The organism is Chryseobacterium oleae, assembly GCF_900115055.1.
In the GTDB taxonomy this organism is placed as follows: domain Bacteria; phylum Bacteroidota; class Bacteroidia; order Flavobacteriales; family Weeksellaceae; genus Chryseobacterium; species Chryseobacterium oleae.
Map to the genome: position 1 here is coordinate 293,793 of NZ_FOVD01000004.1, position 22,222 is coordinate 316,014.

At 37.2% G+C, this 22,222-nt stretch carries 23 protein-coding genes; 8 read left to right on the forward strand and 15 right to left on the reverse strand.

Annotation, left to right across the window (positions count from 1 at the left end; translation table 11 throughout):
- Positions 1–77: 77 nt before the first annotated feature.
- The gene (locus BM143_RS15030) at positions 78–527 is read left to right on the forward strand and encodes a hypothetical protein (RefSeq protein ID WP_090025239.1); all 450 of its coding nucleotides are present in this window, start codon (positions 78–80) and stop codon (positions 525–527) included.
- A 126-nt stretch (positions 528–653) separates the two neighbouring features.
- Positions 654–1,163 carry a ferritin gene (locus BM143_RS15035; RefSeq protein ID WP_034725863.1) on the forward strand — a complete coding sequence of 170 codons (510 nt, stop codon included), beginning with the start codon at positions 654–656 and terminating at the stop codon, positions 1,161–1,163.
- A gap of 552 nt (positions 1,164–1,715) precedes the next feature.
- Here the strand turns inward: BM143_RS15035 and BM143_RS15040 are convergent.
- Positions 1,716–4,856, reverse strand: a complete 3,141-nt coding sequence (locus tag BM143_RS15040) for a UvrD-helicase domain-containing protein (RefSeq protein WP_090025240.1) — start codon at positions 4,854–4,856, stop codon at positions 1,716–1,718.
- Positions 4,857–5,039: 183 nt separating this feature from the next.
- Here BM143_RS15040 and BM143_RS15045 point away from each other — a divergent pair, with 183 nt between their 5' ends.
- The 4 genes from BM143_RS15045 (at position 5,040) to BM143_RS15060 (ending at position 8,239) form a co-directional block, all read left to right on the forward strand.
- Positions 5,040–5,786 carry a hypothetical protein gene (locus tag BM143_RS15045; protein WP_090025242.1) on the forward strand — a complete coding sequence of 249 codons (747 nt, stop codon included), beginning with the start codon at positions 5,040–5,042 and terminating at the stop codon, positions 5,784–5,786.
- Positions 5,787–5,792: 6 nt separating this feature from the next.
- A complete protein-coding gene (locus tag BM143_RS15050) occupies positions 5,793–6,599 on the forward strand; it encodes a hypothetical protein (RefSeq protein ID WP_090025244.1) in 807 nt (268 codons plus the stop codon).
- A gap of 16 nt (positions 6,600–6,615) precedes the next feature.
- The gene (locus BM143_RS15055) at positions 6,616–7,431 is read left to right on the forward strand and encodes a carboxypeptidase-like regulatory domain-containing protein (protein ID WP_090025246.1); all 816 of its coding nucleotides are present in this window, start codon (positions 6,616–6,618) and stop codon (positions 7,429–7,431) included.
- Between the two features lie 73 nt (positions 7,432–7,504).
- Positions 7,505–8,239, forward strand: coding sequence for an SIMPL domain-containing protein (locus tag BM143_RS15060; RefSeq protein ID WP_034725860.1), 735 nt, complete (start codon positions 7,505–7,507; stop codon positions 8,237–8,239).
- Between the two features lie 418 nt (positions 8,240–8,657).
- Here the strand turns inward: BM143_RS15060 and BM143_RS15065 are convergent, their stop codons facing one another.
- The 10 genes from BM143_RS15065 to BM143_RS15110 all read right to left on the reverse strand — a co-directional run bounded on the left by BM143_RS15065 (position 8,658) and on the right by BM143_RS15110 (position 19,061).
- Positions 8,658–9,170 (reverse strand): GNAT family N-acetyltransferase, encoded by a 513-nt coding sequence (locus BM143_RS15065; RefSeq protein ID WP_090025247.1) that lies wholly within the window; start codon positions 9,168–9,170, stop codon positions 8,658–8,660.
- Positions 9,171–9,172: 2 nt separating this feature from the next.
- Positions 9,173–9,394: a PspC family transcriptional regulator gene (locus BM143_RS15070; protein WP_034725857.1), complete on the reverse strand. Its 222-nt coding sequence runs from the start codon at positions 9,392–9,394 to the stop codon at positions 9,173–9,175.
- Between the two features lie 117 nt (positions 9,395–9,511).
- Positions 9,512–9,988 (reverse strand): hypothetical protein, encoded by a 477-nt coding sequence (locus BM143_RS15075; RefSeq protein WP_090025249.1) that lies wholly within the window; start codon positions 9,986–9,988, stop codon positions 9,512–9,514.
- A gap of 183 nt (positions 9,989–10,171) precedes the next feature.
- On the reverse strand, positions 10,172–11,443 hold the full coding sequence (locus tag BM143_RS15080) for a DUF2851 family protein (protein WP_090025251.1): 1,272 nt from the start codon (positions 11,441–11,443) through the stop codon (positions 10,172–10,174).
- Positions 11,444–11,611: 168 nt separating this feature from the next.
- Complete coding sequence (locus BM143_RS15085) at positions 11,612–12,151, reverse strand: hypothetical protein (protein ID WP_090025253.1); 540 nt, start codon at positions 12,149–12,151, stop codon at positions 11,612–11,614.
- An 18-nt stretch (positions 12,152–12,169) separates the two neighbouring features.
- Positions 12,170–14,047, reverse strand: coding sequence for a hypothetical protein (locus BM143_RS15090; protein WP_090025254.1), 1,878 nt, complete (start codon positions 14,045–14,047; stop codon positions 12,170–12,172).
- Positions 14,048–14,578: 531 nt separating this feature from the next.
- Entirely contained in the window at positions 14,579–15,226 is a 648-nt protein-coding gene (locus tag BM143_RS15095; RefSeq protein ID WP_090025256.1) for an HD domain-containing protein, read from the reverse strand.
- Between the two features lie 65 nt (positions 15,227–15,291).
- Positions 15,292–16,131, reverse strand: coding sequence for a helix-turn-helix domain-containing protein (locus BM143_RS15100; protein WP_090025258.1), 840 nt, complete (start codon positions 16,129–16,131; stop codon positions 15,292–15,294).
- Between the two features lie 46 nt (positions 16,132–16,177).
- Complete coding sequence (bshA, locus tag BM143_RS15105; RefSeq protein ID WP_090025259.1) at positions 16,178–17,326, reverse strand: N-acetyl-alpha-D-glucosaminyl L-malate synthase BshA; 1,149 nt, start codon at positions 17,324–17,326, stop codon at positions 16,178–16,180.
- A 4-nt stretch (positions 17,327–17,330) separates the two neighbouring features.
- On the reverse strand, positions 17,331–19,061 hold the full coding sequence (locus BM143_RS15110; protein WP_090025261.1) for a glycoside hydrolase family 3 protein: 1,731 nt from the start codon (positions 19,059–19,061) through the stop codon (positions 17,331–17,333).
- Between the two features lie 115 nt (positions 19,062–19,176).
- Here BM143_RS15110 and BM143_RS15115 point away from each other — a divergent pair, with 115 nt between their 5' ends.
- Entirely contained in the window at positions 19,177–19,695 is a 519-nt protein-coding gene (locus tag BM143_RS15115; protein WP_090025263.1) for a hypothetical protein, read from the forward strand.
- Between the two features lie 143 nt (positions 19,696–19,838).
- Positions 19,839–20,228, forward strand: coding sequence for a hypothetical protein (locus tag BM143_RS15120; protein WP_139222054.1), 390 nt, complete (start codon positions 19,839–19,841; stop codon positions 20,226–20,228).
- Positions 20,229–20,289: 61 nt separating this feature from the next.
- Here the strand turns inward: BM143_RS15120 and ribA are convergent, their stop codons facing one another.
- From ribA to BM143_RS15140, 4 genes are read right to left on the reverse strand one after another with little or no spacing between them, the layout of a single operon-like run.
- On the reverse strand, positions 20,290–20,886 hold the full coding sequence (gene ribA / locus BM143_RS15125) for a GTP cyclohydrolase II (RefSeq protein ID WP_034725848.1): 597 nt from the start codon (positions 20,884–20,886) through the stop codon (positions 20,290–20,292).
- Positions 20,887–20,902: 16 nt separating this feature from the next.
- Positions 20,903–21,358: a hypothetical protein gene (locus tag BM143_RS15130; protein ID WP_090025266.1), complete on the reverse strand. Its 456-nt coding sequence runs from the start codon at positions 21,356–21,358 to the stop codon at positions 20,903–20,905.
- The gene (locus tag BM143_RS15135; protein WP_047454412.1) at positions 21,355–21,969 is read right to left on the reverse strand and encodes a DUF4254 domain-containing protein; all 615 of its coding nucleotides are present in this window, start codon (positions 21,967–21,969) and stop codon (positions 21,355–21,357) included. The genes BM143_RS15130 and BM143_RS15135 overlap by 4 nt, the downstream gene beginning before the upstream one ends.
- A 15-nt stretch (positions 21,970–21,984) precedes the next feature.
- Positions 21,985–22,200, reverse strand: coding sequence for a twin-arginine translocase TatA/TatE family subunit (locus BM143_RS15140; protein WP_034725845.1), 216 nt, complete (start codon positions 22,198–22,200; stop codon positions 21,985–21,987).
- Positions 22,201–22,222 lie beyond the last annotated feature (22 nt).

A 22,222-nucleotide genomic window follows, 5' to 3' on the forward strand; every position in this document is an offset into this window, starting at 1 on the left:
ATGAATATTTCAGTTTAACTTATCTTTTAACTAATAATCAAAGATATGTATAACAATTAATTAAATATTTTTTTAAGATGAAAAAATTAGTTTTAGCAATAGCATTTATCGGAATAGGAGGTCTTGCCATGGCGCAACAGACAACAACTCCACAGGACAAAGAAGCAAGAAGAGCAGAGATGCACCAGAAAATGGAGCAGAAGCATCAGAAGCATCTTGATGAGATGAAAAAAGATCTGAATCTGAACGATTCTCAGGTAGCACAGATAAAAAGTCTTCATGAAAAAAGAAAGTCTGAAATGAAAGCTGACTTCGATAAGAATAAAGAAGTAAGACAGGCCAAAATGGAAGATATGAAAGCTAAAAGAGCTCAGATGGATGCCGATATGAAGAAGATTCTTACCCCTGATCAGTATGATAAATGGCAGGCTGACAGAAAAGCTAAAATGGAGCAGAGAAAGACCGCAATGAAGGATAGAAAAATGATGAAGAAGCCTATGAATACTGCAGCTCCGGAAGCTAAATAAGAGTTCATAATTTTGATTTTTTAATGTGAGAAGGACGGGGAAATACCCGTCCTTTTTGTATTAAATTTCATTAAAACTTTTGATGTCGGGCTTTTATTCCTTATTTTTGAATATAAATTTATACTTATGATCAGCGAAAAAATTGCAACGTTAATTAACGAACAGATAGCTCACGAACAATATGCCGCACAATATTACCTTTCAATGTCTGCCTGGTTCTCAGGAAAAGATCTTGATGGTATTGCAAATTATTTCAGAGTTCAGAGCAAAGAAGAATTGATGCACGCAGATAAAATGTTTGACTTTTTAAATGATGTAGGCGGAGAAATCATCATCGGAGAAATTGCAAAACCTCCTCATGAATTCGAAAATGCAACAGATATCTTCGAAAAAGCATTGGAGCACGAGAAAAAAGTAACAAGAAGCATCTTCAACATCGTAAAAAATGCAAACGACGAAGGTGATTTTGCAACGACATCTTTCATGCAGTGGTTCATCAACGAGCAGGTAGAGGAAGAAGCCAGCGCTTCACAGTATGTTACAAAAATCAAGATGGTTTGCGACAATCCATCTGCATTATATCTTTTTGACCAGGAATTGTCTCAAAGAGTTTTTGTACCAGCGACAACAGCTTAATTAATAGAAAAGATAGAAGCCGCCCGGCCGTTCGAAGAACGGCCGGGCGGTTTTGTTTTTACTGAACATCAAATGGGGATAAATATTGATCAATTCTAAAACTTTGAGACTAAAATAAAAAATACACACAATCAAACCTTATAGGTTTTCAAAACCTATAAGGTTTCGTTATCTAAAACATGCCTTTTGTGATCCCTAAAAGTTTTTTAACCACAAAAGACTGTTTATAATGGTGTGTTCTCACAGATTATGCAGATCAAGCAGTCTGATAACATAACATCTGTGAAAATCTGTGTCATCCGTGGTTAATTTTATAGAATAGGTTATAATTTTCTTTGTGTTAAAAAAACTTTAGCTGCTCCCCAAGTTTTACATATAATCTGACAATGTTGATAAGAGGCAAAGTTATCCACAGTGATTCAGGATTTCCCCACAGTTATGAGGAATGTATTTTCTTTTTTGCTAAAGGTATTGGTTTGTTAATCAGTATATTGATGTGTTTTTTGTAAGTTATCAACATTAGATTGTGGAAAACTTTGTGGAAAACCTATTTTACAAATAAATAAGCTGGGTCTTTAAAACCTTTCTTCCCAGGCTTTCCAGTATATTTTTATACCTTTCGATCTGGTGTTCGTTTTTTTCCGTCTGTTCACCAGTTTTAAAGTCGACAATGATATAACCTTCATCGCTCTTTAGAATACGGTCGGGTCTGAAAATATGGCTTTGACCTCTGTCCGAAATCATAATATCTTTTTCATTGATCACTTCCCACTTCTCGTCAAAAAACTCCGCATATTTCTGAATGATCTGAATCAGGGTTTCCTGAATTTCATCTTTTTCCTCTCGCGTAATCTGTCCATCCAATACATAACTCTCCAGAACTTTGGCCGTATCTTTCTCTGTATTGATTTTAGACAGTAATTCATGCACGAAAAGCCCGATCCTTACCTTTTCGTTCCGTACCTGATAATTTTTAGATGGCGTAGCGATTTTTATAGAAGACCTGTTTTCATTAATATTTTTAAGGTTTTGAATATCCTTGGTCTTAAATAATGATGTTTTATCTTTAGAATGTTTTTTCAGCATCTCCGGACGAACCTCATACAGATCAAATTCATCAGCCCCTTCCGTGTTTTTTCCGTTAAAGAATTCCAGCAGTTCAAGATTATTGGACGTCTTATTCGCTTTCTGAAGATAGAAAAACAGCTGTTCTACAGGACGTGTCGTAGCGACATACTGAAGACATAATCTGTCGATGAGGTTTTTGTAGGAATTCTTTTTGTTGAAGGCCTCGATTTCCTGATCATAGACTTCAAGATTTTTATTAAACTGATTGATGTTGACCGATTTCAAAGCATCATCATTATTGGTGTCAAACCAGTTTGTAAATTCACTGTCCCGGTTTTTATTCATCATCGGGATAAATACAATCGGAAATTCCAGCCCTTTTGATTTGTGGATCGTCATGATCTGAACCGCATCAATGTTTTCTGAAGCCTGAATCGTATACGCTGAAGCCTCTTCATCCCAATATTTCAGAAATTCTTTCGTACTGGCCCCCGCATTTTGTGTAAAATTGAAAAGCATTTCCAGGAAATTCAGAAGGAAATCCGTCTCCTTATGCTCTACTGCGAATTCATTGATGTAATATTCCACAAAATTATACAGGTTGAATCTTGGGAAATTTTCCTGTTTCAGTTTTAATGAATATCTATTTTGGATGAACTGAAGAATTTCCTCATGTGTTTCAAGTTCCAGAACTTCTTTCATTTCCAGCGTAAAATCTGCCATATTAATTCTTCCCAATGTATTCAGATAATACATCATCATGATCAGATTGGGTTTGTTCTTTGGATTGATTTCCCATCGCAGAAATTCAATGACCGCTTTTAACGTGTTGGAAAGTTCAAGCGTAAGACCTTTGTCGGAAATTGTTTTGATATTGGTTTCTTCACCACGATATTTGACTTTCAGATTTCCCAGTTTTTGAGAATAACTGAAAATATCAAAATTACCCCGGCATAAAATCGTAATGTCTGAAAATTTGAAACCGTTATCCAGGCTTTCCTGAATATCGTTCCGCATTTTTTCGGAAGTATCATTATAAAAATCCTCATTGGTGAGATTTTCGATAAGACTTACTTTTACACGTCCATCGATCTGCGATCTTGGACTCTGCTCTGCATCTTCCCCGAAAATATTGCGGTGTTCTTCTTCCAGGTTTAACGAATGATAACGATACAACTCATTATTGAACTGTACTATGTTTTTGGCACTTCGCCAGTTATCTTTTAAAACTAGAAGACTTGCCTGTTTGGGCGAAAATTCCTTTTTGTTGATAATGTCCAGCATCAGTTTACTTTCTCCACCACGGAATCTGTAAATACTCTGTTTGGGATCACCTACCAGCGTAAAAGACGTGTATTCCGAGGAAACACTATGATCCCGCAGCGGAACAAAATTCTGCCACTGCAATTCTGAAGTATCCTGAAACTCATCAAAGAAATAATGCTGAAACTGCGCACCTACTTTTTCATAAATAAAGGCTGATGGCTCGTTCTTAAGGTTTTCATTGATCAGAATATTAAATTTTGAAAGCAGAACCAGATCGTTCTCTTCCTCAATTTTTTTGAGTTCATCCTGAATATCTTTGTTCACCTTCAACGGGAGGAGGGCGGATAAAATCTTTTCTTTCTTTTGCGTTTCAATATAAAGAAGAATCAGCTGCATCCTGTTGTCCAGAAGCTGATCAAGTATTTCTAGTATTTCGGGTTCTTTACTTTTCGATTTCGTAGCGGCCCCTTTTCTGTAATTGTTGACTACAGACTCTTCCTGCGTGGTAGGAAAAGGAAAACCGGACCTTTTCTGGTTATAGAAATCCTGAACCTTCGTAAAAAATCCTCCAATCCCGTTTTTGCCCTGTGCGAAATCTTCGATCTCAATATTTCTGGACCGGAAGAGTTCCACCGAGGCTGTGGCAACTTCTGCAGACCTCTTTTTATTCTGTACGATCTCTTTTCTGAGCGTATTTTTTATATTCTCGTAATTCGTGTCATCAAAGCTTTTGTTGCTTTTCAGATGTTCGTAGTGAATATCTTTTACGAACTCCTTGGCGGAATCATAAAGGCTTTTATTCAGATTGATCCTTTCATTGTTTTCCAGACTGTAATCCACATAATCCATGAAAGAATTGGAGATATTATCATTTTCACCGATCTGGTCGAGCATTTTATCCACAGCTTCGATCAGAAAAGGCTCTGCATCGATTTCAAGATTAAAATTTTTCGCTAAACCCAATTCATAGGAAAAACTTCTTACCAGTCTTGAATTAAAACGGTCAATCGTTCCGATATTCAGGGTTGAATAATTGTGAAGAACGTAATCCAGCAGTTTTTTGGAACGGCTATGAAGCTCATCGATGGTTATTTTTAAACCATCAGCCTCAAATGCTTTCTGGATATTTTTCAAGTCACCGTTTTCTGCAAAATTATCCGCTGAAAAATTTCCCAGCCACGACAGAATTCTCTCCTTCATCTCATTGGCTGCCTTATTGGTGAAGGTAAGCGCGAGAATATTCCTAATCGATTGCTGTTGATTGGGATACCGGAGACAGATCATCAAAAGCCTCTGGACAAGGGCATATGTTTTCCCCGACCCGGCCGAAGCATTGATCACTGTGTAAGAATTTTGCATTACTGAATTTAGAATTGAGACTGCAAGTTAGCTAATTTTTAAGTGAAATTTTAACAATTTGGAGCGTCGATTTAACAGTTTAATCCGCAAAAATCAAAAAGAAATCCCAAAACGCGTTAACTGTGGTTAAACTTGTCAATTAATATAAAAATAATTTTAGATTTGCTTAATAAAAAACTGTCCGTGAAACTTAAACTACTCTTTTTTTTTACTACCCTTTTTTTCATTAACATCAATGCTCAGAATTACATTTTCGGAAAAGTGATTTCTGAAGACAGTGCAGAGATTCAGGATGTAACGGTCATTAATATCAGAACGGATGAAAGAACGCTTACCAACCGGGACGGACATTTCATGGTTTCCGGAAGAGCAGGGGATGAACTCCGGCTTATAAAGGCGGGTTATGAACGTATCGTTAAAAAAATTTCCAAAGAGATTATAGATGCTCCCATCAATATTACTTTAAAGAGAGAAACCATATTAATCCCTGAAGTAGAAATTAAGCAGGGACTCACGGGTGATCTGAAAATTGACACCAAAAACCTTAACCGCCCTAAAAAAGTAGAGAAACTCGTCAAAGAAATTGATCAATACATCGCTAAGAAATCGGATCCGCGGATCCTGGCAGCGAGACCGGGAGAATTTGTACAGCCGAAAGGACAAGGCTTCTCCATTGGAAAAGTGAAGAACAAATGGGATGATATTGATTTGATGGGCTACCTGCATTCAGCATTGGGAGATGACTATTTTACCGATCTTAAAATAGAGAAACCTCAGATTGAGCATTTTATCAGTTATGTTCTCGCAGGCGGTTTCGAGCGGAAAAGTATTCTGAAGTACGGGTTCTGCAGCGATGCAGATTTGTACAGGTTTCAAAGATTTGTGCTGACAAGAATTTCGTCTTACCGTGCTCCGCAGACCCAAAGATAGGCCCAGATGAGAACGTATATTAAACAAAGTCTTTACGCAGTTCCGCTTTTTGTGTCTGCTGAATTTTTTTCCCAACAGCAGATAAACGGAGTTGTAACGGATAACAGTAAAACCAATATTAATCCGGTTTTAATTATCAATATCACCAGTCAAAAAAGCGCTGTAAGTGATACTTCAGGAAAATTTAGCATAGAAGCATCGGAAAATGATGAATTACGTTTTGTAAAGGAAGGATATTACCGTTTCAATAAAAAAATGGGGAAGGAAGATTTCAGTTCTCCTTTAATGATCAACCTTGAAAGGGCAGAAATAGAAATCCCGGAAGTTAAGATCGTCTATAAACCTACCGGCAATCTTGAAAGAGATAATAAGCATCTTAACGAATCCCGGAAAGTGGTTTCTTTAAGATCGGAGCTTGATGAATATATGAAAAGCCCGCTGAATGAAGCTTTACCGGATAATGCGATTTCGAAAACCTTCAAACCGGATTATAATGCCGGACAGGTAAGTATTTTAGGGGTTCTGGATGCCGCTGTGGGTTTGTTCAAAAAAGCGACGGAACTTAAAATAACCAAAGCCAATTATAAGGAAACCCAGGATTTTATCCAAAGAATAAAAAACGAAATAGATTTACAATTTCTGAAAAAATATGGAATGGATGAGGAACAGATCGATGAATTCCTGATTTATGCCAATGATACAAGAATGATGGCGAAAAAATTCAGAAAAAACTTTAAGACAGATGCCGTGGAATATGAATTGAGAGCAGCATTTGCTGAATACAGGAAAACCCGCAAGGTGAGTAATATTTAGTTTTAAAAACACAAAGATGAATGTTGGATGTAGAAATATCACTGTTGCTGACTGGAAGAAAATATTCTTCCTTCTGATTTTCGCGTTTAACGGTTTCATTGCACAGCAAACGGTTAGTGGGCGTATCACAGATGATGACGGGGCAAATTTAAGCTCAGTCATTGTAATCAATATGTCTACCGATGTGAAAACCTCTTCCGATGCTACAGGAATATTCTCTATTGAAGCCTCTCCCAATGACGAACTGAGATTTGTAAAAGCAGATTTCAACAGAGTGTCCACAAGAGTTCTTACAGGTGGCTACAATCCTCAGCTGCTGGTGACCATGATTCCGATACCGAGAGACGTTGGAGAGGTGAAGATCGTTAAAAAACCAACCGGAGATCTTGAAACAGATTCCCGATTGGCCGCAAAAATAAATAAAGGAGAGATCGTACAACAGGCGGTAGGCTTGCCACAACCAGTTGGCAAGATGCGTGAAAAACCCGCAGAGGTGAAACAGGTGCTCCTTCCAATACTTTTAGGAAGCTTAGATGTGCAGGGTACGTATGATCTGATCAGTGGAAAAGCAAGACGTCAGAAACGACAGTACAGGTATGACGACCTGCAGGAACACATCATGTGGGTGAGAAACCGGGTAGATAATGACTACTTTACCGATGCCGGAATCCCGGAAGAACGGATTTCAGAATTCATTCAGTATTCTTTTGAAGTTAAACCACAGGTAAGAACCTATGTGAAAGCAAAAAACCTTGCCGGGGTGTTACTAAGAATGGAGGAAACCATGCCGGCTTATCTGGAAAGATTAAAGCAAAGGAAAAACAAGGAATAATGTTAAAGAATTCTTAAAAAGCGGAATAGAAATTGATGTACTGCTACACAGAATCAATACAATCACAAGTTTTATGAATAAAAATATTATTGCGGTAGCAGTCGGAGCGCTGGGATTTGTCCTTGGGCTTGGTTTTTTAGGGAATGCTATTAAAAACCGAAATAAATCTGAAAACACTATTTCCGTGACGGGATTGGGTACCAAACAGTTTACGTCTGATCTGATCACATGGTCCGGAAGTTTTTCCAAAAATAATTCCGACTTAAAAGCCGCTTATGATGAGCTGGCTATAGACAGAAAGGTCATCAATGATTATCTTGTTTCAAAAGGAATTAAGCAGGGCGAAATTGTATTTTCTTCCGTAGATATTCAGAAGCAGTTCAGAAGTTACAACGACTCTAATGGAAATTATGTACAGGGTGAATTTTCCGGGTACAACCTTACCCAAAAAGTTTCCATTGAAAGCAAAGAGGTCGTAAAAATCGAAAACCTTTCAAGAAATATCACGGAGATCATCAACCGTGGGATTGAATTCACTTCATCATCACCGTCCTATTTTTATACCAAATTAGCTACGGTAAAGCAGGAAATGATTGCCAGCGCCACGAAAGATGCTAAAGAAAGAGCAGAGAAAATTGCAGAAAATTCAGGCAGCAGTCTGGGAAATCTTAAAAAAGCAACCATGGGAGTGATTCAGATTACAGAACCCAATTCTAATGAAGATTATTCCTACGGTGGAACATTCAACACTTCCTCGAAAGAGAAAGAAGCGAACATCACCATAAAACTTGAATACGAAGTCAATTAAGATCATCATCTTCGAAAAATATCTACCACAAAAGGGGACAAAATTTTTTTTGACACTTAAGTTATTTTGAAGTTTAATGCTTTGCGCACAAGAAGTTCACATAAGTTTTTTAAAAAAAATAAAAGATTTAATACGGAATAATATCCGTAAACATCTGTGAAAATTAGTGTCATCTGTGGTTAAAAAATATCTACCACAAAAGGGGACAAAAGTTTTTTTGACACTTAAGTTATTTTGAAGTTTAATACTTTGAGAATAAGAAGTTCACATAAGTTTTTTTAATCAGAGATTTTATCGGAGTAATGTACACAATCATCTGTGAAAATCTGTGAAATCAGTGGTTAAAGAAAAAAGATAAAAAATTTTACAGGATGCTATAAAAATAAACCGCATGAACATCTCCGGCGGTTTTTATATTTTAATGATACACAACATCATAAATCTCGTCTTTTACACTCTTCAGATGTTCAGGAGTGTAATTGGCCAGTAGCCAAAGATCCAGCGGTTTTTTTCCTTCACCATAACTTGGCTGTACATACATCTCATCGATCAGGGTAAATCCATTTTTCTGATAAAAAGAATAGCGTCTTTTCGCATCTTCTCCCAAATGATCAGGCTCTATTTCCAGAATAATTCTCGGATAATTTTCAAACAGATATCTTGTAATATGTGATCCCAGTTTCTGGCTTCTGAAGGCTTCAAAAACTTCAAAATGTTCCACGAAAACATAAGAACTCAGTTCCCAGATAATAAGATACCCTATCGCCTGAGATTCATGAAGTACAGATATGACCTTCACATGAGGATTGGAAAATAATGCGGTAAATTGGTTCCAGTCCCTTTGCTCATCTGCGGGAAATGTGCTGGAATATGACTTATAGATGTCCTGAACTCTATAGTCTTCTGCAGAAGTAATCGGTAAAAATTCCATAATTATAAATCAAAAACGCTCGGCCTTCTGGTGATAAAAATATCTTTGATCCAAAGCGTGAATGCCAGTCCCAGATAGATCAGAAAGAAAAAGCCGGCAGTGGCAAAAGTAGAATAGATAAAGAAGATCCTTAATTTAGATACAGGGATCCCCAGTTTGGCTCCGGTTCTCGTAAGGACCCCAAACCATTCTCTTTCCATTTTGTGGCGGATATTATCAAACATTTGAAGATTCTTTTAAAAGTTTAAATCCAATACCGCAATTTAAGCAATTTTTTTTCTACCCATCCGATTTGCGGACAATAAATTGATCTTGATCAGGTCTCTGGTGCTTTAAAGAGATCAATCAAGCTCTATGCTATAGATCACACTGATAATTTTCCACTGTCCATTGACTTTTGCCAGCTGCCAGAATTCCTTGCCGTAATTCGTTACTTTATTATCCAAAAGGAAAGTATAATCACAGGTAAGAGAGCCAATAACATCATCGTTTTCAATATGCACATTTTTAAACAATTCATCCTGTTTGCCTTTATCCATAAGAAACAAATGGAAATCCTGAAATTTTTTTGTGAATAAGTTGGAAGGATTTGACGTTTTATTTTTCAGCCTTTTCTGCTGGGTCTTATCTCTCATGACAGCAGTCCAGTTAAAAGAGTTCTTGGTAAATAAGGCTTTAAACGCTGCGGTATCCTTTTTAATAATATGTTGTCTAACTTCTTTTACAAGGTTTTGAATTTCATTTTTTTGTTTTGTATAGCTTTGTGCACGACAAAAAAATGTAAGTAAAACACAAAATAGCACGCTCATGTTTTTCATAGGATTTTATTTTTAAGAATGAATTTCGAAAAGCAGATCAGTTTTATTTCTGTAAATATTCAAATAAATCCATGGGGTTTAAGAACAGGATGACGAACGGAGAATTATCCGATGTAGAAAGTATTTTTATTGATTTAAATATAAAATCATGCTATACAATGTAATGGATTTATTGGAAAAATATCAGCTGTCCAAAGACTGCTTCAACAGATTAAATCCTATGCTGCAGTTGAGACATTTTTTTTCTGTGCATAAATTGGTATAATGATAAATCAGGCTCTGGCTTTCTAAAGCATTATTAACCTTTAATCCAAGTTTTTTCCATGAGGTGGTTACAGAATTTTTTTCGGCGGCACTGTTTCTGTACAAATCGAGGATTTCCTCTGTAATTTCTTCACGATGGTATTTGTGATAGGTATATTTTAAGGGAAGTACCGTATTGAGAATAATTAATTCAATAAAATCCTGGCTTAAGGTTTTACGCTGGAACTTTGAAATGGTTCCGAAATTAAAATGAAAATCCCAGTATTCCGAAGCTTTTACAGGCTCGAAAACTTCGTACAGCTGATCCGTATGATTCGCCTTAATAATTTTTGAAAATAAATTCTGATGTCTGTAATAAAGATCTGCCAGTTGGGAAAGGCGGATTGTTGGGAAGTTGGATGGGCGCAATCTCAGGAATTTGGGATGAAGTGTCAGATTGGAAATGTTAAACTTTTTTCGGATGAATTCAAATTCTCTTTTCCAGATCATCATTTGTGTGTCTTTCGGATGATCCAGCCAACCTGAAATACCGAACAGAAGAGCTTCCAGCTGTAATGCATTTTGCCGGATCTTATTGATAACACTGAAATCTATAGATTCTGCGATCTGTCTGAAAATATGGGCGTTTACTTTTAACCCGAAAGAATAGGCGAGGCTGTGAAAAAGTACGGCTTCAAAATTATTTTTGTGCTGTTCCAAGCTTTTCTCCAGCTCATGGGACTTTTCATCCAGTTTTTTAAGAACATTGCCTTCATGAAAATGAATGGGAATTGTATTGGCTTCAAAAATATTTTCACAGGGAATGAATTGAGTTCCATTGATCAGCTTTTCATATTTCCACAGCATATTTGAGTCGATATGATCTTTAAGCTCCAGTGTCGGAACATTTTTTCGGATGAGGTCATCGATTTCTGTGTCATTTTTATAGACCACATGAAGAATAATATTCTGGTAATTGGGATCCTGGGAATGGTTGTGGAAAATCCAGTCTGAGGTACGGATGTGGAGTTCTATATGTCCGGCAATGACGAGCCCTTTTGTTTTAATTTTTGCATTGAGAAAATCCGGTCCTGCATCTGTATTCCATCTTCCAAAATGGATGATTTCAACGGGATTTCCTTCAAGGTCCTTGAAGTCATAGTTTTTGAAAACCTTATAGTTCCAGAGATATTGCAGCAGTTTTTCCGTCATGGGTGTTGCTCTAAATATAATAGAAATTGTAAAACTTTAAGAGATCGTTAGTCATGTTTTAATTTGTTCTACATGTTTCTTTATCAATAGAACAGATGTTTTTAATAGTGGTTTGTGTGTGGATATTATTAACTCACTGTGACTTTCTTTTATAAGAATAATAGATTATTAATTTTTATCCTTCTGTATAAAACTCCATTGGGTACCATTGTACAGGCAGAGCAATTCTTTAGCAGTGTCAAATACGATCATTCCGGGTGCTGGATTAACAATATTAAGATGAGGGCTGGCAATTTTAGGGAGTACCATAGCTTTATCCGAACTTTCCAGAACGAGAATGCCTTCAGTGGGAGAAGTATTATTACCAATAATTACACGTGCTTTGGTATTTTCAGGAGTGTTTTGCAGGGTAATATCGATAGGATTTAAAGTAGATGCATCACGGGTGAAGTCTATCCAGGTATTGTTAATGTATACTTTAATTTTTTTTATAACGGTATTAAAAATAAAAGTTCCGTTTACAGGATTGGGCATATCACCTTTTAACCAGGGAAGGATGAGTCCTTTATTCGCATTATTGGAAAACTCTATCAATACAGAAGGTGAAGATAGGGTATGGTTTGATGAAGAAGATGTCGTATTGATCAGAATTTGAGCATTCGAAAAAACATTTGCCAAGATGCATAATGTGGATATTGTTTTTTTCATAACGTATTTTAAAGGGTTTTAGTCCGGACAGGCAAGTGACCTGTAACATCTCCAGCCTGATGAAGTATATATCGAGATGCAATTGTCATTTGTTTCATAAATGATCATTCCTATCACTGGGTTTGTAATATTTTCTTTAACCGTTCTGGTGATGACCATTCCTTTCGTAGAAGATTCCAATACAAGATATCCTCCTGTCCTTATTTTGGGCCAGTTTGAAGTACTGTTTCCTGCTCTGTTGAATGCGGTGATTCCCATTTGGGTAGGCAGTGCAATACCTGTAGTTAAGGGGTTTTTATAACAGACAGGATCTGTTATGGTATAGGTAGAAGTAAGTACAGCTCCCTGACAGGAAGAATTGTCGGCAGTTTGAAAATCATCGGTTCCTGGATTTTCAAGCTTTAAAATAATAGTCTCATCCCCTTCTGCAGTAAAGTCCTGAACAATTTGTAATACAGATGCCATACTGACTGCTGTAGCCTCTGTTCCGTCATAATTACCTGCAGGAATCGTAATGCTTAAAGGTCCTGAAGCGGGAGTTGTGGTATAATCTATCCCCCGCACAGATGTTCCTCCGATAATGCTAACCTGAATGGTTCTTGGGACGGTAAGAATGCCATTGATCAGAATTTTGGGGAGATTTGCACTGGCGATATTCTCACTGCCATTTTTGTTTGATTTATCAAGGGACATGATTGCTGTCAGACCGGATATTCTCACGTCGTCAAGAAAATTTCCTGCAGAAATACTTCCGCCAGCACTGCTTACTGCTCTGAATCCAAAAGTAATCTGTTTGGAAATCCCGGTTGTATTTTTCCATGTGCCGTAATACCGGGTCCATCCTGTGGTGGTTGTAGGATCGTTGGCAATGGTAAGAGAAGATTCTGTACCTCCGGGTAAGATAGTTTTAGTATGAGTTCCGGTTTGAGAATTGCTATCTGTAAACTCTGCTACATCTATATCATCTATAACGAGTCGCATGACATCCGTTCCATTTCTTCCTCTATGGGCAAGTGACCAGTTAAATACTTCATTCGGGAGAATGCAGATAGGGTAGCGTTCCAGTTTGGAATTGCTGTAGGCATTCAGCTCTATAAAATAGTTTCCCTGATAAGCCTGAACCCCCAGAAATCCTGATTTCCAGAATTCAATATTACCCCCTAAGGAAAATGTGGTTTCATTGCTATTAACGGCCTCTGTAGTGCTCCAGCCCGGCACCGAACCTTCTGGGATAAGTGAGGAATTGTTAAAAGTACTTCCTTGTTCAAATCCATTATTGATAAAAGTCCTGACTGCGACAGGACCTGGCGCTACCTGGCATTCTGTAAACTCCAGACTGGTATCCTGAAGATTCAGAATGAGGATAAATCTGGCTCTGTGGATCCCTAAATTGACATTAAAAATACCATTAACAAAGACAGGACCGAGGTTTTGACCTGCATTTCCCGGGATATTGGGATTAGTTGCGGTTTCTCCAAAATCAAAGCTCGGCGGCCTGGAGGTATAAATAAATCTGTTATATTGTGGGCTTATATTGGTTGCGGAAATATAAGTTCGCGGATTATTTCCCAAATTTTGAAGATTTCCGGGATAGGTAATAATCATAAATCTCCTGGATAGCCCATTATCTGGTACCACAGTGCCTAAGGTGATATTTTGAATGAAATAATCAGTTCCGAGATCTATAAGAAACCATTCAGCATTAGGTGGACTTAGAGCAGAAGCTGTTTTTGCGGATGTAATGAAATTACCATCAGTCAGATTGGAGTTAGGGTATATTGGATTCTCTATAGAAGAAGAAGTGACAGTTTTTCCTAATGCCAGATTAATATTTTGAGATGAGTGCTTCCCAAAGAATAAAAAAAAAAGGACGATTAAAAATTGTTCTTTGATCATGCTGCAAAGTAGAATGCTGGTTATAATTATTTTAAACAGATTAAAAATTAAATGTTCCTGAAATCAAATTTTTAAGTTCAATCCGTACAATCCATAGTAACTGGTGTTAAATTGATGATGGGGACTATAGCAATAGTTTTATAAATTTAAAAAATAAGGCAGAAATTATTACATTTTTGTTGTTAATAATTGTTAGGTGACCATGTCCTTTCTATCGAAAAAACGTTAATATTTTTTATTTTAATTGTTTGATTTTTAGTTGTTTATTTATTTTTGTTGTTAATTAAAATAAGAGTAAATGATTATACTTAGAATAGGGTATATCCACAATATTAGATTAAAAAAAATACCCTCCATACAGTGACGGAAGGTATCGAGTCTAAATGTAATGTATCACTATAAGGCTGAGATTAGAAATATAAATGGTCAATTTTGCCTCGCAAGTGAATGGTGAATTTTTAAAATTTTCCAACTCCGGGACCCAGATCACATCACTTATAATTCATAAGTCATAACTTCTCCAAACCCAATCTACTCCGCCCAAGGCGAATGCAGAATACAGTCACAGAAATTTTTTCTTTGAAAATTCGGAATCATAAAAGCGCATACGTCAGCTTTAATATTTCCAAATGTTGTTTCAGTTTTATGCTCAAAGCCTGAGAAAAACGCAGGAATAATTTTTTTCTTAAAATCTGTTCTTGGGAAAAAACCAACGATTTCTTCACGGTCTGCTTCAGACAGATGCTCATATCCTTCACCCATCACATCCAGTCCTACACCGGAATACATCAGGGCAACTTCTGCTTCTTTATGTTCGGCAATTCCTATCGTGGTATGCAGGGCAATGGTATCCCATACAAGCTGAAGGCTTTTTTCGGGAAGTCCGTGCCCTTTAAGAAAATCTCTGGCTGCATTCGCTCCGTCTACTTCAAATCTGAGATCAGGACTGCTGTAATGTGCGGTTAAACCAAGGTCATGAAATAGAGAGGAAACATACAATAATTCAGAATCATAGGAAATTTCTTTTCGTTTAGCATTTAAAGATGAAAAAAGGAACACCCTCATCGAGTGATTGTATAAAAATTCATTGCCGTGCTCCAAAAGAAGTTCTCTTGCCTGTTCTGCAATGGTGCTGTCGGGGATTATGATGCCTGCGGCTGATTTTAACTTTGCTGTCATAACTTTTTTTACAAAATTAAATCAATCGAAGCGCGCGGATAATATCAGTTTTTTCCCTTCACATGTCAAAACTGACCTAAATTCCGATAAGTCTGAGGTGATAAAGAAGTCTGTTTTTTGAAAAAATGACTGAACTGTTCCGTTGAGGAGAAATTAAGGACGGAAGCAATCTCTTTGACAGGTGATGCAGAGAAATACAGCATTCTTTTGGCTTCATTGATGATCATGCCTGCAATTATTTTCTTTGGAGGATTGCCACCCTGTTTATGGCAGATACCGGAAAGCTGCTTATGGGTTATATTCAGAAATCCTGCGTAAGCTGAAACTTCGCGGGTCTTCTGATAATTTTGTGAAACGAGCTCCAGGAAATGCGTGTAGATTTTTCTGTCGGAATTGTTGTACCGCTCCTGCAGAGAAAAATTAATATTGGCGGTCTTGATCATGATGATCTTTAGATAAGCTGCCAGAGCATCTGTTTTATTGATGTAGTTTTCAGTCTGGAACTCCCTGTTCAACATGGATGATATAGAGAAAAGTTCTTCAAGATCATTCTTTTCCGCTGCCAGTCCCTGGTTGTCTGCATTCAGATTAAACAGGACAGATTTGCAGTTGCTAGCACTTTCAGGGGCTTTTTCCCAGAATGCATCCGTAAAAGTAATTTCATAACCAGCCAGTGAAGAATCTTCGGAGAATAAAAAAATCTGTCCCTTAGCGATAAGGAGAACCTGATATTTTTCGAGATGAAGAGAGGTTTTGTCGATGGTTACAGATCCTATACCATTCTGATAAATATAGATCCGGTTAACGGCAGTTCGTTGTGGTTGGTGATTATAACCCATATTCCCGTCAAGGCGGATGATAGAAAACTCATCTTTAAATCCTTTCGTATTGTCTGTCAGTTCCATATCTGGCCTGCGGGAATAGAGATTACATTTTGTCTGTTTGCTGGAATTAAGCTTTAGTCAGCTCCTTCTTGAAATTTTCTATAGTGGTTCTGTACATTTCTTCATAAATAGGAAGAATGTTTTTCAGATCAAATTTGATAGCCTGGTCCTTAGCGTTTTGTTTCATGGTGGTTAAAAGCTCTTCATTGCTTAAAAGCTTGATCGTATAGTTGCTCATCGCTTCTACATTTCCAATTTCAGCTAAGAATCCTGTTTCTCCCTGGATATTCACTTCAGGAATTCCTCCTGCATTGGAGCTGATCACCGGCGTGTAAGCTGCCATCGCTTCAAGTGCTGCCAGACCGAAACTTTCCTGTTCTGAAGGAAGTAAAAATACATCCGAAAGCTGTAAGATTTTATACAGATCATTTACTTTTCCTAACAAACGTATTTTTGAGATAAGCTCAGGATTTTCTTCCAGAAACTGGTTTACTTTTTCCATATCCGGCCCTTCACCGATGATGATCAGTTTAGATTTTACCTTTTTCTCAACACTCTTGAAGATCTGCAATACTTCTTCTACACGCTTTACAGGACGAAGGTTTGAAACGTGGATCAGGATTTTCTCATCCGGGTTTGCAAACTGTGTTCGTTGGCATTCCGTACAGTCGTCAAATTCAGAATTATCAATAAAATTGGTAATCACCTGGATCTGTTTCTTGATATTGAAAAACTGCAGGGTATCCTTTTTCAGACTTTCAGAAACCGATGTGATGGCATCTGACTGGTTGATTGAAAATTCTACAGCATGTTTATAACTTGGATGTTGTCCAACTAAGGTAATATCTGTTCCGTGAAGTGTAGTCACAAGTGGAATATCGTTATTGTCTTCCTTCAGCATCTGTTTAGCCGTAAATGCAGCATATGCATATGGAATGGCATAATGGGCGTGCAGCAGATCCAGTTTATATAGATTCACAACGCGGTAAATCATGGAGCTTAATGCAATATCATAAGGCTGATACTGGAAAAGCGGATAAGTCTGTACATTCACTCGGTGAAAGAAAATGTTCGGGTTGGTAATGTCCAGTCTCGCAGGGAGCGCAGAACTTATAAAGTGAACCTCATAGCCTTTGTTGGCAAGAGACATTCCAAGTTCTGTTGCTACGATTCCGCTTCCTCCATAGGTCGGATAGCAAAGTATGCCTATTTTCATTAGATTATTGTTGTTTTGATGTTGTAAAAACTGTGGTGTTCACATTCGAAGCAGAAGGAGCCTTTTCGATTCCCATTCCTGCTTTCAGCTGGTCGTTCACCAGTACGGGCAGTTTGCCCCATATTTTTGTTTTTCCGTTCAGCGCAGCGGCTGCAGCGGTCATAGAGTCGTCATTGTTTTCATAAGAAACAAGGACGGTAGATACTTTTGAAATGTCAATATCTTTTAAAGCGTACGCGCTTCCGAATACATTTAAAATAACATTCTGGTTTTTGGTAAGATCAGCAAGAACTTTCTTTGATTCTGCCGAAATTTTATAAGGTTTGTATGCTGTAGAATTATCCTTGTGAAATCCTACAATTACGGTAGAACCTGCAGGGATGGTATTGATTTCGTTGGCTTTTTTCGTGGTCACATTAGATCCTAGTTGGTTCGCGAAAGTCTGATAAGGAGCTTCTTCCAAAGGAACATAATAGGTTTGCTTTCCGGTGATCGGAAGAAGTTTCTGGTCATCTTTTAACAGGGTCAAAGCATTGGCATAAAGATTTTGCACCAAAGTTTTGTGAGAGTCGTTATTCAGGTCGTTATTGATATTTTCAGGATTTTTCGGGGTGTATTGCGTAAGACCCAGGAAATATTTTGTCAGTAAAATCTTTTTTACACTTTCTTCAACTCTTGATTGAGAAATTTCACCTTTTTCAATTCCTTTCTGAATTAATTTTTTGCCTTCTGAAACACCCTGTGAGAAAAGCATGATATCATTTCCTGCTTTAAACGCAAGTGCATCCAGTTCGCCCGGCTTATATTTGTTGGCTACAGCACCCATATTTAGGGCATCTGTGATAATTAAACCTTTATATCCTAACTGATCTTTTAATACCCCTGTGATGATGTTTTTAGAAACCGAGGCAGGAATTCCTTTTCCGGATTCAAGACTCGGAACATATAAATGAGCTACCATTACGCCACCGATTCCTTTATCCATCAAAGCTTTAAAAGGAGCCAGTTCTACGGTATTTAATCTTTCTAAACTATGTGAAACTACCGGCAAATCAAGGTGAGAGTCTGTACTCGTATCTCCATGTCCCGGAAAATGTTTGATGGCTGCAAGGATCGTATTGTCCTGAAGTCCGTTGGAATAAGATAAAGCAGAACTGATCACATTATCCACTTCTGAACCGAAACTTCTGTTCCCGATGATAGGGTTGTTTGGATTGGTATTTACATCCACTACCGGTGCGAAATCCCAGTTGATCCCCATTCTGTGGCAGTCTTCCGCTATTTTGGCGGACATCTGATAAATAAGGCTTTTATCCTGTATAGCACCAAGGGTCATCGCCCATGGAAATTTGTGTGCAGTAGCAATTCTCTGAAAAATTCCCCATTCTGCATCCATCCCAATCATCATCGGAACTTTTGATTTCTGCTGGAATTCGTTCACCAGAGTAATTTCTCTGGTTGCGTCATCCTGCATTAAGATCAGTCCTCCGATTTTATCATTAACGACGATGTTTCTGATCTGGTTAATATAGTCTTCTCCTTTATTGGTATAAAGCGCTACAATAAACAGCTGACCCAGTTTTTCGTCCTGTGAAAGCGATCTGTAGGTTTTATCTACCCAGTGATGAGCTTTTTTCAGGTCTTCTTTGGAAATGTTTTTAGGCTGGTATTGAGCTTTGGCTGTAAAGCTTATTAAAGAAAAAATAAAGAGGGAAGTATATAGTAATTTCTTCATGATCTTTTGAATAAGAACAAAAATACAATTAAAAAAATGATGAAAACAAAGTTTTTGCAATTTTTGGTATATGATTTGAATACGCTTTATAAATAATAACTAAACTTTTCTAAAAATGAAAAAAATTCTTCCTTTTCTATTCCTGGCATTTGTATCATTATTTATTTTCAGCTGTGATAATAAAGATGATTCAGATAGCGACACATATTCAAGAATGAGAGATATTACAGGATCATTCACCAATGCAAACGGATATGCGTTTACACAGGGAATCAATATCAACCAGACAGATGTGGTTTTAGTGTATAGAGCGGCAGGTAATGCATGGCAGCAGATTCCTAAATCTGTTTATTTACCAAATTCAGGGACTTTACCGACAAACAGAGTATTTGATTATAATTTCGTTTTCGATTCTCAGAATGTACAAATCAGAATCGATGATCAGAATTTTGATCTTGGAACACAAATGACACCAGCTGAAACTACAGATTATTTAAATAATCAGAGATTCAGATTAGTACTTGTTCCTGCACAATCAAGCAAAAATGCAAGTGTAGATTACAGTGATTATAATGCTGTGGTAAAATACTACAACCTTGATGAAACTAAGGTAAAGACTACCAAGGTTAACTAATTAAGAAATATCTTTTCAGTTTTTTATAATTATTAAGAGCTTCGGGAGTAATCCTGAAGCTTTTTTATTTCATTCTGTACAACTTTTCTTTACGTAGAAATAAAAAAGATTAATTTTACTTTCAAACTATGAATAATCAAACCATGATAAAGAAATGTTATTTTAAATTTTTACTTATTGCTCCTTTACTCATATTGTCTTCATGCAGGGAGACTGACGATAATAATCCAGATGAAAATTATGTTTCTCCCTATATGGGAAAATGGGTGGGAACCTATTCAGGTGAATTGAATGGAACTTTGATCCTGAATGTTTCAAAAAGTGGAAGCATGGAGGTAACAAGAACTGTAAATAATAAGGTGGAGGAAGTATATTCCGCAAGCCTTCAGCCCAATGAAAGTGGTGTTATAAATTCTTCTGTTTCTCCAAAAGGTTTTGTTCTCACCGGAAGTTTAAAAACCAAATCCGGGACATGGAAACAGTATCATTTTAGGGGAAACTGGTCTGTGAAATTTTTCCCTACTCCTTTATAATCGGATGTGGATAATCAAAATAAAAAGCTCCAGAATTTCTTCCGGAGCTTTTATGTTTTATCTAATTGTCATTATCATCGAGTAAATGACCGAAGAAATCTTTTTTTGTCTGCAGATAGCCTTTGCTCATCTCATTGGCAGGAATCTGTAAAGGGATCCTTGAATTGAGATGAATGTTGCTGTCTACTACATATTTTACCTTTTCCGGATTATTGGTTAAAAGATTAATGTCTTTTACATCCAGCAGGTTCAGAATATCGATAGCAACACCGAATTTTCTGTCATCAGCAGGGAGCCCCAGTTGAAGGTTAGCCTGTACTGTGTCAAGCCCTTTTTCCTGAAGTGAATAAGCTTTCAGCTTATTGATAATCCCGATATTTCTTCCTTCCTGACGAAGGTAAACAATAATGCCTCCGTGCTCGTGGGTATATTTCATTGCGGCATCCAGTTGCTGCCCGCATTCACATTTTTTTGAATGGAAAACTTCTCCGGTAATGCATTCTGAGTGGAAACGTACGTTCACCGGTTTTGAAAAATCTGTATTTTCTGCAACGATGGCCATGTGTGGCATCCAGTCGTTTTCGTTTTCGGAGAAAGCGATCATTCGGAAAGAGCCGTGTTCTGTAGGAACATTAGCTTCTGCCTGAATTTTAATCATTAATAGTGGTTCGTTTTTAATTTCCTTTTAAAGAATCTTCTATGACAGAAATATTGGTTTTTAGACGTACCAGGTATCTGTTGAGAACTTCATCATCATCTTTATCAAGCTGCTGTCTGAGTTTTTGAATTTTCTTGTATGATTTTTCGAAGCTTTTAACGGCCCTGTTTTTTCCGTTAGAGTTGTTGGCATCTATGGCATATAAATAATTCTGCAGGCTGTATTTCAAGCTTGTGACTTCTTCATTTAAACCGTTATTCTTAAACTTTGGAAAAGTTGAAATCAGATTTGAAATTTCAGAAGCATTTACATTTTCTTTGATATTGATATCAAAACCTTTCTTTGCCCCTCTGTCGGAATCAGAACCTTTAGTTTCGCTGTAAAAATTATTAGACAACGGGGAAAGGTTAAGCTTCTCCGTTGCGCAGGAAGTTATAATTAGTAGTACTCCAAAAAAAATCAGTTTTCTCATTTCTGTTGCCCCTTTTGATAAAGGATCGGATTAAGACTGTCATCGTTATACATTTTCATTTGTTTGTATACCTTCATCTTAATATTACCGGATTCAATATCAGTAAGCAACTGATCTATAGAGGTTGATAGGTCTTCTTTCTGAGTAAGCAGTACATCCAGTTTAGCCTGGCAGTTAGCACGGTGCTCTTCAGAAGCGGATTCTCTATTGGCCTCTAACGACATATGATAAACCTTTAATGCAAGAATTGATAGCCTGTCTACAGCCCAAGCGGGTGTTTCAGTATTGATTTTTGCATCAGGTCTAGGAGTTATATTTTCAAACTTAGTAAGGAACCAGCTGTCGATAAATTCTACCAGATCTGTTCTTTTCTGGTTAGATGCATCTATCGTTCTCTTCAATTGAAGAGCTTCAGCGGGATCAATATTTTCATCTCTAATAATATCTTCTAAATGCCATTGAACGGTATCAATCCAGTTCTTTGCATACAAAATCCGTTCCAAACTGTCTTTTTCGAACGGGTTATTAATTAGAGCGTTAACGTCATCGGACACGTGATAGTCTTCAATAGATTGATTGAAGACTTTCCATGCAGTCTCGGTAAAATTCATTAATTCTGAGGAATTTTAGTTGCTGGGAGTATTATTATTGTTGTTGGTAGAAGAGGTTTTGTCGGAACCTGGTTTGTCTTCTTCCTTCACCGCATCTTTAAATTCTTTGATTCCTGAACCAACTCCTCTCATTAATTCCGGAATTTTCTTTCCTCCAAAAAGCAATACCAAAAGTATCGCTACGATAAGGATGTGCTGCCAAGATAAGGCTAGTATTGTTAGTGTATTCATCTCTTAAGATTTTTGCAAAGTT